We start from the raw sequence: 11804 nt of genomic DNA, 5'->3' as shown, positions 1-11804 counted from the left end.
CCCGTGCGCGTACGCACTACACCGGCAGCGGCTCCGTGCCGATCAGTTCGGCGATACGGTCCGGGGCCACCGCCCGCGAGTACAGCCAGCCCTGCCCGGTGTCGCAGCCGATCCGCCGCAGCCGGCTGGCCTGCCCGGCCGTCTCGACGCACTCGGCGGTCACGGTGAGGCCGAGCCGGTGCGCGAGGTGCACGAGCGCCTCGACGATCAGTTCGTCCGCCGGGTTGGCGTGCTCCTCGTCCTGGAAGCCGCGGACGAAGGAGCCGTCCAGCTTGAGCACGGAGACCGGCAGCCGGCTCAGATAGGCGAGGTTCGAGTAGCCGGTGCCGAAGTCGTCGATCGCGATCCGCACGCCCATGTCGCTCAGCGCCTGGAGCGCCTGGAGCGGCCGGCCGTTCGAGCCCATCACGGCGGACTCGGTCAGCTCCAGCTGGAGCAGGTGCGGTGCGAGGCCGGTCTCCGCGAGGATGCCGGCCACGTCCGCGACCAGGTCGGAGTCCCAGACCTGACGGACCGCCACGTTGACGCTGACGAAGAGGGGGCGCTCCCGCGGATGGTCCTTCTGCCACTGCCGGGCCTGCCGGCAGGCGGTGTCGAGCACCCATCGCCCCAGCTCCACGATGGAGCCGTCCTCCTCGGCGATCCCGATGAACCGATTCGGCGCGAGCGAGCCGAACTGCGGGTGGTTCCAGCGCACCAGCGCCTCCACCCCGCGCACCGCCCCGTCGGTCAGGTCCACGAGCGGCTGGTACTCCAGGGCGAACTCCCCGCGCTCCACGGCCGGACGCAGGGTGGAGGAGAGCGCCTGCCGGGTCATCCGGTGGGCGTTGCGCTCGGGGTCGAAGAGCGTCCAGCGGGCCTTGCCGTCCGCCTTCGCCCAGTACAGCGTGGTGTCCGCGGCCTGCATGAGGGCGGTCGCCGTCGTCCCGGGCGCCGCGCGCTCGACCACGCCGATGGAGGCGGAGACCGAGAGCCGCTGTCCGCCCAGGTCGAAGGGGCGCTGGAGGGCGTCGAGCACCGAGCGGGCCAGGTCGGCCAGTTGTTCCGTGCCGGTGGAGTCCTCGACGAGGATCGCGAACTCGTCGCCGCCGAGCCGCGCCACGAGGTGGCCGCCGTTGCGGGTGTAGCCGTCGCTGTCCGCGCACTCCGTCAGGCGGGTGGCGACGGCGGCCAGGAGCCGGTCGCCGACCCGGTGGCCGAGGGTGTCGTTGACCGCCTTGAAGCCGTCGAGGTCCAGATAGCAGAGGCCGATCCGCCCTGTTCTGCCATAGCCGTACGACTCGTACGACTCATGCGATTCATGTGACGGGACCACCGGTTCGGCGTGCGCGGCGTCCTGGGCCGCGGCCTCCAGGGCGGCGGAGAGGCGCTCGAAGAACAGCGCCCGGTTGGGCAGCCGGGTCACCGGGTCGTGCATCTGGAGGTGGCGCAGCCGGGCGTGGAGCTCGCGCCGGTCGCTGATGTCCGCGATGGACAGCAGGACGCGCCGGCTGTCGGGCACGGGGGCGACGGTGACCTCGGCCCACAGCGAGCGCCCGTCGGCGTGTTTGAGGCGGCGGGTGCAGCGGAAGCGGGAGCGGCGGCCGCCGAGCACCTCGCGGTAGGCGTGCCAGGTGCGTCCGTCGGAGGCGAGGTCGACGAGGTCGGCCGCGGCCTGCTCCCGGAGCGCCGCGGGTTCGCTGCCGAGGAGGGTGCCGAAGGAGTCGTTGGCGAGGACGACGACGCCGTTCTCGTCGACGACGGCCATGGCGAGCTGGGCGACCCGGAAGGCGGCGCGGCAGTCGCTGAGTTCGGCCGCCCGGCGCGCGAGGTGACGCTCCGTGAGTGCGGGTTCGGCCGTGTGTGTCTCCGCCGGTTCTGGGTGCACCGGTCCTTCGGGGGTTCCGCTCACCGCTCGCTCCCGTGTGCAGTCGGGCCGGTCACATGTGGTCGGGATGGTCGGCCAAGGAAGAGTGAGCCGATCATAGAGCCAGCCGGGGGAGCGTTCCAGCTCCGAGGCCTCGGTGACGGGGCCCGGCTGCTGTGAGGCCGCCCACCGCACAAGCCCGCCCGATCGTTTCTGCACGGGTCTGACACGGGCCGTCGAGGGCCTGACCGAATGTGACTTTCCGTGAGCTGAAGCGCGCTCGTGTCGCGTCGACCCGATGGCGGGCCCTCACCCGACCGGGGCAGCGGAAACATGCGAAACACCGCGAACCATCACAAGGTGGGTGGGGTGTCCCGCATTCCCGATCCGGAGGTCCACGTGAGGGGTCAGCAGCCACCCGGGGGAGTGGAACGCCCACGGCTGCGTGCCGGCGCGGCGGCCTTCACCTCGCTCGCCGCCCTGGCCGCGACCGGGCTCGTCGCGGGTCCCGCCGTCGGCGCGTCCTCGGCGAGTCCCTGCGCCCTGCCCCGTACCGCCGCGCATCACTCGCTCGGCCTCGACACCTGGAACGGCTCCTACACGCGCCCGAACCAGACCCTCGACGCGGTCATGATCTTCCTGTCGTTCCCGGACTCGGTCCCGCTCACCCGGCCGGCGGAACTCGCCGCCGACCACTTCCCCGCCACCAGCGAGTTCTTCGACCGCGCCTCCTACGGGCGCTTCAGCCTGCGCGCGCACCCCCGGGCCGACTGGACGCCGATGCCGCACGAGTCGGGCGACTACGACATACGGCGTGACTGGGACGCCGGGAAGCGGGCCGCCTACCTCCGCGACGCGATCTCCGCCGCCGACAAGGACGTCGACTTCTCCCGGTACGACATCGTCTACCTGGTCGCCGACCCGGACGCGCCCGGCGTGGACTCGGACGCGACCAAGGTCGTCAACCTGGAGCGCCCGGTGGAGGTCGACGGCACCGAGATCAAGCGCGTCGTCACCGTCTTCGAGCGGCACCCGCCCGACCGCAACGTCCTCGCGCACGAGACCGGTCACGTCTTCGACCTGCCCGACCTGTACCACCGCCCGGTGGACGGCAAGGGCGACTGGGACACCCATGTGGGCGACTGGGACGTCATGGGCAGCCAGTTCGGGCTCTCCCCGGACCTCTTCGGCTGGCACAAGTGGAAGCTGGGCTGGCTCTCCCGCGCCCAGGTGACCTGCGTCCAGGGCGCCGGCGCGCGCCTGGTCAGCCTGGAGCCGACCGACGCCCCGCCGACGGACGGCGGCACCCTCGGCACCCGGCTCGCCGTCGTCCGCACCGGCCCCGACAGCGTCCTCGCGATCGAGGCCCGCGGCAGCGCCGGGAACGACGCCGACACCTGCACCGAGGGCGTCCTCGTCTACCGGGTCCGCAACGGCGCGGCCTCCGGCGACGGCCCGGTCGAGGTCGTGGACGCGCACCCGGACACCGCGGCGTGCGCGGAGCGCTCCGTCTACCCGCCGCTCGCGGACGCCCCCGTCGAGGAGGGCGAGACCCTGACCGTGCCGGGGACGGGGGTCCGCGTGGAGGTCCTGGACCGCACCGGGTCCGGCGTCTGGACGGTGAAGATCACCCCGCCCAGGGGATGACCGGAACACGAAGAAGCCGGAACACGAAACAGCCGGAACACGAAACAGCCGGAACACGAAGAAGCCCCCCGCTTCCGCGAGGGGCTTCTTCCGTCTGTGCGCCGCCAGGGACTCGAACCCCGGACCCGCTGATTAAGAGTCAGCTGCTCTAACCAACTGAGCTAGCGGCGCCTGCTGACGTCGTAGACATTAGCATCCGGATCGGCGGGAGGAAAAATCGATACCCGCACGTCGGCGGCGGAGGCCGCCCGGACGGCCCGCACGCAGGCCCAGAGCACGACCTCGGGACCGGGCAGCCACGGGTTCCGGGTGTCGGGGGCCACCAGCCAGCGGGGCCCGGAGGAGCCGGACGGCACGAGCGGCGGCACGGTCACCGCGTCCCCGAGGCCGTGACAGAGCGGCCGGGGGACGGCCTCGCCCCACTCCTCCCAGTCGAGCAGGGCCGGAAGCCGCTGGGCCGTCCCCGGCGCGGCGAACAGCATCATCCGGCCCCGGTGCATCGCGACGGGCCCCGAACCCGGGCCCTCCTCCCACAGCCGGTCCAGCACCCGCCGCCCGAAGACCGGGTCCACGTTGACGACGTCGAAGACCGTCCCGCAGGGCAGCGCCGCGGGGGAGTCGGGGCGGGACTCCCAGCGGGTGAGCGCGGCGCCGTCGCGCCCCCCGGCGGCCGAGGCGAGCCAGGCGGCCCCGTCGGCGGTCACCCGGGCCGTCTGGTGCCGTCCCTCGTCACCCTCCCGGAGGAACCGGAAGATGTCGTGCGGGGTCTCGTCGCGCAGCCAGGTCGTCATGGAGCCAGGTCTACCGGGCGTAACTCCCCGATTGCCGAGTGTTCCCGGAATCCCGGACAGGAGGGGTGGGCGAGGAGTATCGTGCCCCCTCGGCATATGCCAGGGGGGCTTTTTCGGTCAGTTGTACGTCTCCGAGCCAGGCGGCTGCGTCCCCCCGGCCGGGTCGGCCGGGGCTCGGGCTCAGTCCTCCGACGGGCGGCCGTTCGTACGGATCAGGTCCCGGCCGAACTCGATCATCTTCCGGGCGTAGTCCTCGGTCCACTCGGCCCGCTCGGCGACGTCCGCCGCCGTGAGCCGGTCGAACCGGCGCGGATCGGCCAGCTGCGCCGCCGCGATCGCCTGGAACTCGGTCGCCCGGTCCGTCGCCGCCCGGAACGCGAGCGTCAGCTCCGTCGCCCGGGACAGCAGCTCGCGCGGATCCTCTATCGACTCCAGGTCGAAGAAGTGCTCCGGATCGGCGGTCGCCTCGGCAGGCTCGAAGATCAGCGGTGCCGGCCGTAGCCGCCGCTGTGCGCTCCGCTCCGCGGGTTCCGCCATCGTTCTTCTCCTCCTCGCACAGGCACGGCCCGGAAACCCGGGCCGCCTTCCATTCTCCCGCGCCCCGCAAGGGCGCGGCGCGCCCGCCGCGCGCCCCGGCTACGACTCGCCGAGCCCCCGCAGGAGCAGGCGCAGGCCGCCGAAGAACTCCTCGTCCGGGCCGATCGCGCGGGCGTCGCGTGCGGTCTCGGCGAGTCGGGGGAACCGGTCGGCGGGCAGTGCGGCGATGGCCTCGGTGCCGGAACCGGCGAGTGGCGCGAGCTGTTCGAGCTGGATGGCGCCGGTGACGTACCCGTGGAGCGCGCGCAGGGCGACGACCCTGCTCCCGCCGTCGATCCCCGCCTCCGCGAGGATTCCGAGCACGGTCTCCGACCAGCGCAGACCGGCAGCGGCCCGGTGTCGGTGGGTGACGGTCAGCGGGATGGCCGCAGGGTGCCGGACCACGGCGTCGCGCAGCCGCCGGACCATCAGCTCGACGCGCTCGCGCCAGGGGCTGTCCCGGGTGGGGGGTGTGGTGTCGACGGCGCCGAGGACGCGCTCGACCACGAGCCCCTCCAGCTCGACGCGGTCGGCCACGTACCGGTAGAGCCCCATGGGGCTCATGCCGAGTTCCTTGGCGACGGTGCGCATGGAGAGGGCGGCGAGGCCGTCGCGATCGATGACGGCGAGGGCCGCGGCGGCCGGCTGGTCCGGCGTGAGGGAGCGGGGGCGTGGCATGGCGGTTGACAGCGTACGCCCTACGCCTACGCTGTTAGGAGTACGCCGTACGCCTACGTGCCACGAAGGACGTCCACCGAAGGAAGGTGTCCCATGCGCGCACCCCTGCCCCCGTCCCGTACGCACGGCCGTCTGGAGCCCGGCCGGACCGTCCCGGCCAGGACGCTCGCCCCGGTCCTCGGGCCGTCGCTGTCCCTCCCCGACCCCGAGCGCCCCACCCACATCCAGTTCCGGCGCTTCGCGGGCTGCCCGGTCTGCAACCTGCATCTGCGATCGGTGGTCCTGCGCCACGACGAGATCGAACGGGCCGGGATCCGGGAGGTGGTGCTCTTCCACTCGCCGGCCGACGAGCTCCGCACCCATGTGGAGCACCTGCCGTTCCCCGTGGTCGCGGACCCGGACCGGCTGCTCTACGCCGAGTTCGGGGTCGAGTCCCACCGCAGGGCGCTGCTCGACCCGCGGGCCTGGCCGGCGATCGCACGGGCCGTGCTGCGCAGCACCGGGCAGTTCCTCCGCGGCCGGGAACGCCCGCCGGCCGCCGCCCAGCCCGCCGGGCGACTCGGCCTCCCCGCCGACTTCCTGATCGGCCCCGACGGCCGGGTCGCCGCCGTGAAGTACGGCGAACACGTCTACGACCAGTGGTCGGTGGACGAACTCCTCGTCCACGCGGCGGCGCTCACGGCGACGGACTGACTGGTCGCGGAGCCGTCACGGAGTCCAGGACACCCGGTGTTCCTCCAGATGGGACAGGACCGCGTGGTTCGCCTCCCAGCCGTCGGGGAACGACACCGCCACCCCCAGCTGCACCGGATCCGTCGACGGGTGCTCGTCGAGGAGCTCCGCCACCCCGGCGCGGCACACCACGATGCAGGCGTGCCGGTGCCGGGAGGCCAGGACGCACAGCCGGCCCGTCTCCAGGTGGAAGGCGGTCGCGTCCGGGCGCCCGGACAGCGGGTGCAGGACGACCGTCACGTCGTACTCACGTCCCTGGAGCCGGTTCGCGGTGTCCACCGTCACGCCCGCCACGCCCAGGTCCGCGAGCGCCGCCCGGACCGCCGCCGCCTGGTCGCGGTGGGCGGTGCCGACGGCGATCCGGTCCGGGGTGAGCGGGACCGGCGTCTCCGAGCGCTCCGAGACCGCCGCGCCGCCCCGGTCCAGGAGCCGCCGCACGACCAGCGCGATCGCGCCGACCGCCTCCGGGTCGGTGCGCGGGGTGTGCCGCGCCGGGAGTTCGAGCAGGCCCCAGCCGGACTCGGCGGCCTCGTCGAGGACCCGGTCGGTCCCCGAACCGTCCGAGGCCACCCCGAAGGACAGCTTCCGGTCCCCGTGCCCGGTGCCGCTGCGGAACGGCGTGTACGGGTAGAACGCGTCCGACACCAGCGGCGCCGCCGACGCAGGAAGCCGCCAGGACACCGGCAGCCGGTGCTGCGGCAGCTCCGGGTTGTGGGCCAGGAGGGTGGAGACGGCGGACGCCGACGGGTCGTACGAGAGCCCCGCCCACTGGTCCGCGCCCACCACCGAGAACGGGTCGAGCTGCCCCGGGTCGCCCACGAACAGCGCCCGCTCGAAGAGGCCCGCCACCGCGAGCAGCGCGTCCGAGCGCATCTGGTACGCCTCGTCGACGATCGCGTGCGCCCACGGCTCGACGTTCTTCACATGCCCCCACTTGGCGGCCGTGGACAGGACGACCGGCAGTCCGGTCAGCTCACCCGCCTTCGCCGACTTCCGTACGCTGGCCAGGTCGTCGAGCGCCTTGTCGTACGGGTCGGAGTCGTTCGAGTGCAGCCGGCCCACCTCCAGGTCCGGCTCCTTCTCCGCGAGCCGCAGCACCAGGTCGTCCACCTGCGCGTTCGTCTGGGCGACCACCATCAGGGGCCGGCCGGCCGCGGCCAGCTCCAGGGCGGCCCGCACCACGAGCGTCGACTTGCCGGCGCCCGGCGGGGAGTCCACGACGACGCCGCGGGAGGTGCCGTGGAGGGTGTCCGCCAGGATGGCGCCGGTCGCACGGGCGGCCTCGGCGGACGGGTCGAACAGGGTCACAGGACGTCCTCGGGGGTCACGGCGTCGGGCAGTTCCACGGCGTCCGCACGCGGCGGGCCGCCGTGCGTCCAGGGCGTCTCTTCTGTATCCGGCAGCTTCGGCCCGACCCGCTGGTCGTGCTCGAACAGCGTCCAGGCGATCCGCTCGCCCTTCTCCGGCACCGAGCCCTCCGCGGGCTCCTTGGAACGACCCATCCGGTCCAGGATCCGCAGGAGCAGCGAGCCGTCCTCCTCGTACCGCACGAACTCGGCCGTCTGCGGCTTCCCGTCGAGCGAGCGGTACACCTTCACCCCCTCGCCCAGGTGCGGCCGGTCGTCCGTCCGGACCGTGACCAGCGGGCGCGGCGCGGGCCGCTTCGACTCCGTCCACGCCATCGTCACCTCGACCACCTCGGCCGTGAACGCCTCGCCCGCGAGCCGCCGCCCCGCCAGGACCAGCGGATCGTCGAGGGCCTCCTGCGCCTCCAGCTGCCCCTGCGCCTGCTCACGGGCGGCGAGCTTCTGAGCGGCCGTGACGGCGTCGTCCCGGCGCGGCTGCGGCGGCTCACCGGCCGCGACCCGGTCCCGGTGGCCGGTGAAGGACCAGCGGTCCCGGGTCCAGCGGTCCTCGACCCTGGCCCCCTCCGGCAGCTCCCGCAACAGCCCGATCGCCCGCCAGACCGCGTCCCAGGTCGGCTTCAGCTGCGAGACGACGAGCCGGCGCAGCTCCCGCTCGGCCGCGTGCAGCTCGCCGAGGCCCGCGTCGGCGCTCTCGCCGTCCTCGGCCGCGCCGAGCGCCTGCCGGGCCCGGTCGTACCGCTCGATCGCGGGCGCCAGGAGCTTGTTGTCGAAGGCCGGGTCGGTCGCGGGACCGGCCGGCGGGCACAGCAGCTGCCCCTGCGCGTCCCGGCCCACCTCGGCCCGCAGCGCCCCCTCGGCACCCGGCTCCCCGTCGTACGGGTCGATCCAGGCGAGCAACGCGCCCAGGTGCTGGTCCTCCAGGGACGACTGGCCGGTCGCCCAGTGCCGGTTGAGGAGGTCGGTCGCCGCGAGCAGCAGCGAGGAGCCGGGCACCCGCGCCCGCTCGCCGAGGTGCGTCAGCCAGCGGCCGAGCAGCGGGACGCGCGGCGGCGCCGGGAACGGCGTCTCCGGGTCCTGCTCGGCCGTCCGCCGGAACCGCGTGGACCGCCCGAGCAGCCGTACGTACTCGACGCCCGCCCGGCTCGGCACGATCAGCTGCGGCGCGTCGGCGCACAGCTCGACCTCGACCTTCACCTTCTTGCCCGTCTCCGGGTCGACCTCGCTCTTCTCGGCCGCCTCGACGACGTCCGTGAACGAGTCGATGTACGGCAGGACCTCCTCGGCCAGGTCGGCGAGGAACGCGAACCGCAGGTCACGGTCGCGCGGCTGCGCCACCACGAGCAGCCGGGGCTCCTCCGGATCGGTGCCGACGAGCGCGCCCAGCGGGGCGCCCGCCTCACCGGCGGTCGTCAGGGGCACGAGGACGAGCGGCCGCTCGGACAGACGCCGGTGCCGGACGGTCGCGAGCGGCTGCGCCCGGCCCGACTCGACGGCCTCCATCCGGGCGAGCGTGGAGATCAACGACATGCCGCCACCCCCGCCAGCGCCTCCTCGCGCAGCGCCCGCGCCCGGCGCAGCGCCGCCACCGCCGGGTCCTCCGGGTCGCCCTCCTCGCCGCGCGCCGCCGCAAGCACGGCGCCGACCGTCGTGAGGCCGCCCAGCTCGCCCCGTACCGAACGGCCCAGGGTCTCCACGGCGCCCGCCTCCCGGGAGCGCGCCCGGCAGTGGAAGGCCAGCTCGCAGGCGGCCAGGCACTCCGGCGCGTACTGGTGGGGCACGCACTCCACGGCCGCCGTCAGCTCCTCCGCCGTCCGCTCCACCACGTCGAAACTGAGGCCCTCCGGCAGGGCCCGCGCGATCTCGTCGATGCGGGTCAGCCGGGCCAGCTGCCGCCGCGTCACCGACCGCTGCTTGCGCACGTCGACCACCGAGGCCGCCGGCACGTTCGAGAAGTCCTTCGGGCAGACGAGGAGCACCGACTGCGCGACGCGCGCCCCCTCCGTACGGGCCGCCACCCGCTCCAGGGCGAGCACGTACACCGCGGCCTGGCGGGCCGCGGCGCCGACCTTCGACGCGTCGGCCGAGCCGTCGATCATCGGGAACGACTTGATCTCCACCACCGTCCACCCGCCGTCGGGGTGCACGACCACCGCGTCCGGCTCCAGGTAGACGGGGGAGCCGGCGACCTCCAGGGCGAGCAGCGGATGGTCGAGCAGCGCCCACGCCCCCGCCTCGGTCGCCTCCCGCAGCGCGAGCGCGGTCCGCGCCACCCGGCCTTCGGGCCCGGCGGCCGCGAGGTCCGGCAGGGACACCTCGCCCGGCTCCTCGACGCCGATCAGGCGCAGCAGCTCGCGGCCGCCGTCCGCCTTGACCTTCGCCTCGAAGGAGTTGCCCCGGACGATCGCGAACTGCGACTGCCCGAAAGGGGCGGGCGAGCCGAGCCTGGCCGCGAGCGCCGACTTGTCGACCCCGGCGCCGTCGAGGACGGCCCGCCGCTTGCAGCCCGGGTTGGCGGCCAGCGCCGCGAGGGCCCGGGCGTCCAGCGGACGCGGCACGACACCCGGTCCGCGCAGCTCAGCGAGCCGATGCCTGCTTGTCGTCTGCGGTGGTGCGGACAGACCGCTGTCCAGGGATGCGCTCACCCGTGGAAGTCTCGCATCCGCCACTGACAACCGGGGGAGCTTCCGCCCTTCCGCGGATCCGGTCGGCGAGCCGCAGCGCGTACGGGGCGAGCAGCAGCCCGGCGCCCATCACGGCGACCCCGGCGACCGCGTCGAGCAGATAGTGATTGGCGGTCCCCATCACGACGAGCGCGGTGACCAGCGGATAGAGCACCCCGAGGGCCTTCGTGAGCGGCGTCCGCCCGTACCGGCACAGCATCACCCCGCACCACAGCGCCCAGCCGACGTGCAGGCTGGGCATCGCCGCGTACTGGTTGGTCAGGCCGCCCAGCCCGCGCGGCGCGCTGGCCTCGCCGCCCCACCAGCCGTACGAGGCGAAACGCGCCATCGTGTCCGTGAAGCCGTGGGCCGCGTCGAGCAGCCGGGGCGGGCAGGTCGGAAGCAGCGTGAAGCCGACGAGCCCGAGCAGGGTGGAGAGCATCAGCCAGGTCCGGGCGGCCCGGTACGGGGCGGGGCGGCGGCGGAAGAGCCAGACCAGGACCGCCGGGGTCACCAGGTAGTGCAGCGAGGCGTACGCGAAGTCCGCGGGTATCCCGAGCGCGGGAACGCTCGTGAACAGCCGGTTCAGCGGGTGCTCGGCGTCGATCCCGAGGCCCTCCTCCACACGCAGGATCGCCAGCCCGTGCTCCACGGCCGAGGCCTCGTCGCCCTTCACCAGGAGCCGCCCGCCCGAGTAGGCCGCGTACACGACGGCGATCAGGGACAGCTCCGCCCACCAGCGTGGCCTGCGCATGAATGGGTCCCCCCGTCGGTGATCGCCCCGGGGGAGGGGACGCCCCCCGGCCCCCAAGGGTTGCCCGGAGGTCACCCCGGATTCACGTCGGAGATGATGGGAGAGGCACGTCCGCACCCGTGAACCCCTGGAGCGTCCTTCCCATGGCACCGCGCATCCTGCTCGCCCGGCACGGCCAGACCGAGTGGTCACTTCTCGGCCGGCACACCGGCAGGACCGACATACCCCTGCTCGACGAGGGGCGGCGCGGCGCGAAGCTGCTCGGCGAGCGCCTCCACCGGGGCCCCTGGCAGGGGCTGCCCGGTGTGGAGGTGCGCACCAGCCCGCTGGTCCGGGCGAGCGAGACCTGCGAGCTCGCCGGTTTCGCGGACAGGGCCGAGCCCTGGGACGCGCTGATGGAGTGGGACTACGGGGCGTACGAGGGGCTGACCCCGGCGCAGATCCAGGAGATCCAGCCGGGCTGGCTGATCTGGCGCGACGGCGTCCCCGAGGGGGAGACGCTCGCCCAGCTGTCCGACCGGGCCGACGAGATCGTGGAGTGGGCCCGGTACGCCGACCGTGACGTCCTGGTCTTCGCCCACGGCCACATCCTGCGGTCGATCGGCGCGCGCTGGCTCGGCGAGGACGTCTCCTTCGCCTCCCGCATCCGGCTCGACCCGACGAGCCTCTCGGTCCTCGGCTGGGCGTACGGCGCCCCGGCGATCGAGCGCTGGAACGACACCGGGCACCTGGAGCAGTAGCCGCTCGCCGCGG

At 74.0% G+C, this 11804-nt stretch carries 11 protein-coding genes and 1 tRNA gene; 3 read left to right on the top strand and 9 right to left on the bottom strand.

The features are described 5' to 3' along the window. Positions 1 to 16 precede the first annotated feature (16 nt). Positions 17 to 1891 carry a putative bifunctional diguanylate cyclase/phosphodiesterase gene (locus tag AB5J54_RS14955; protein ID WP_369144414.1) on the bottom strand — a complete coding sequence of 625 codons (1875 nt, stop codon included), beginning with the start codon at positions 1889 to 1891 and terminating at the stop codon, positions 17 to 19. A gap of 354 nt (positions 1892 to 2245) precedes the next feature. Between AB5J54_RS14955 and AB5J54_RS14950 the strand changes: the two genes are divergently transcribed. Next, entirely contained in the window at positions 2246 to 3493 is a 1248-nt protein-coding gene (locus AB5J54_RS14950) for a M6 family metalloprotease domain-containing protein (protein WP_369149333.1), read from the top strand. Positions 3494 to 3590: 97 nt separating this feature from the next. On the opposite strand, the gene AB5J54_RS14945 is transcribed toward AB5J54_RS14950, so the two are convergent. The 4 genes from AB5J54_RS14945 to AB5J54_RS14930 form a co-directional block, all read right to left on the bottom strand. Further along, a tRNA-Lys gene (locus AB5J54_RS14945) sits at positions 3591 to 3664 on the bottom strand. Next, complete coding sequence (locus AB5J54_RS14940; RefSeq protein ID WP_369144413.1) at positions 3655 to 4284, bottom strand: hypothetical protein; 630 nt, start codon at positions 4282 to 4284, stop codon at positions 3655 to 3657. The genes AB5J54_RS14945 and AB5J54_RS14940 overlap by 10 nt, the downstream gene beginning before the upstream one ends. 180 nt (positions 4285 to 4464) lie before the next feature. Continuing rightward, the gene (locus tag AB5J54_RS14935; RefSeq protein WP_369144412.1) at positions 4465 to 4821 is read right to left on the bottom strand and encodes a hypothetical protein; all 357 of its coding nucleotides are present in this window, start codon (positions 4819 to 4821) and stop codon (positions 4465 to 4467) included. 99 nt (positions 4822 to 4920) lie between these two features. After that, entirely contained in the window at positions 4921 to 5538 is a 618-nt protein-coding gene (locus AB5J54_RS14930) for a TetR/AcrR family transcriptional regulator (protein WP_369144411.1), read from the bottom strand. A 93-nt stretch (positions 5539 to 5631) separates the two neighbouring features. Between AB5J54_RS14930 and AB5J54_RS14925 the strand changes: the two genes are divergently transcribed. Continuing rightward, positions 5632 to 6231 (top strand): peroxiredoxin-like family protein, encoded by a 600-nt coding sequence (locus tag AB5J54_RS14925; RefSeq protein ID WP_369144410.1) that lies wholly within the window; start codon positions 5632 to 5634, stop codon positions 6229 to 6231. Between the two features lie 15 nt (positions 6232 to 6246). Here the strand turns inward: AB5J54_RS14925 and AB5J54_RS14920 are convergent, their stop codons facing one another. The 4 genes from AB5J54_RS14920 to AB5J54_RS14905 are packed head-to-tail and all read right to left on the bottom strand — an operon-like array spanning position 6247 to position 11051. Continuing rightward, positions 6247 to 7578, bottom strand: coding sequence for an AAA domain-containing protein (locus AB5J54_RS14920; protein WP_369144409.1), 1332 nt, complete (start codon positions 7576 to 7578; stop codon positions 6247 to 6249). Beyond that, positions 7575 to 9164, bottom strand: a complete 1590-nt coding sequence (locus AB5J54_RS14915) for a hypothetical protein (RefSeq protein ID WP_369144408.1) — start codon at positions 9162 to 9164, stop codon at positions 7575 to 7577. Before AB5J54_RS14915 ends, AB5J54_RS14920 begins: the two co-directional genes overlap by 4 nt. Further along, positions 9155 to 10279, bottom strand: a complete 1125-nt coding sequence (locus AB5J54_RS14910; RefSeq protein WP_369144407.1) for a hypothetical protein — start codon at positions 10277 to 10279, stop codon at positions 9155 to 9157. The genes AB5J54_RS14915 and AB5J54_RS14910 overlap by 10 nt, the downstream gene beginning before the upstream one ends. Then, positions 10212 to 11051: a phosphatase PAP2 family protein gene (locus AB5J54_RS14905; protein WP_369144406.1), complete on the bottom strand. Its 840-nt coding sequence runs from the start codon at positions 11049 to 11051 to the stop codon at positions 10212 to 10214. The genes AB5J54_RS14910 and AB5J54_RS14905 overlap by 68 nt, the downstream gene beginning before the upstream one ends. A 143-nt stretch (positions 11052 to 11194) precedes the next feature. Here AB5J54_RS14905 and AB5J54_RS14900 point away from each other — a divergent pair, with 143 nt between their 5' ends. Beyond that, entirely contained in the window at positions 11195 to 11791 is a 597-nt protein-coding gene (locus AB5J54_RS14900) for a histidine phosphatase family protein (RefSeq protein ID WP_369144405.1), read from the top strand. Positions 11792 to 11804 lie beyond the last annotated feature (13 nt).

Source organism: Streptomyces sp. R44, from assembly GCF_041053105.1.
In the GTDB taxonomy this organism is placed as follows: Bacteria; Actinomycetota; Actinomycetes; order Streptomycetales; family Streptomycetaceae; genus Streptomyces.
The sequence above is the reverse complement of the archived record's forward strand: the minus strand, read 5'-3'. Positions and strand labels throughout refer to the sequence as shown.